General features: G+C 64.2%; 1 protein-coding gene. It reads left to right on the top strand.

The annotated features are described in order from the left end of the window. A partial coding sequence (locus G0Q06_RS14310; RefSeq protein ID WP_343203195.1) for an aldo/keto reductase occupies positions 1–335 on the top strand: 335 nt, incomplete at both ends.

Below are 335 nucleotides of genomic sequence, written 5' to 3'. Positions count from 1 at the left end.
CGCGGCGGAAACCGGGGCGGCCCTTGATGCTTTGGTGGCAAGCGGCAAAATCCGAGCCGCCGGGGTGTCGAACTTTCGCCCCTGGGACTGGGACCTGTTGCAGGCCAACATGACTAATCCGCTGGCGACAAACCAAATCGAGCTAAGCCTTTCGGCGCGGCAAAGCTATACAAACGGCGATCTGGCGCATGCCCAGCAGCATCACATCAGGCCCATGGCATGGTCTCCGCTGGGCGGCGGTAGCCTGATGACCGAACCCTCTGCCGTTGCGGGGAAACTGGACACCGTGGCCCAGGCACAGGGCGTGGATCGCGCCGCCGTCGCGGTTGCATGGT

The sequence above is a fragment of the Oceanipulchritudo coccoides genome (assembly GCF_010500615.1).
Taxonomy (GTDB): Bacteria; Verrucomicrobiota; Verrucomicrobiia; order Opitutales; family Oceanipulchritudinaceae; genus Oceanipulchritudo; species Oceanipulchritudo coccoides.
Note: the sequence above shows the minus strand (reverse complement) of the source record. Positions and strands in the feature narration are given on the sequence as shown.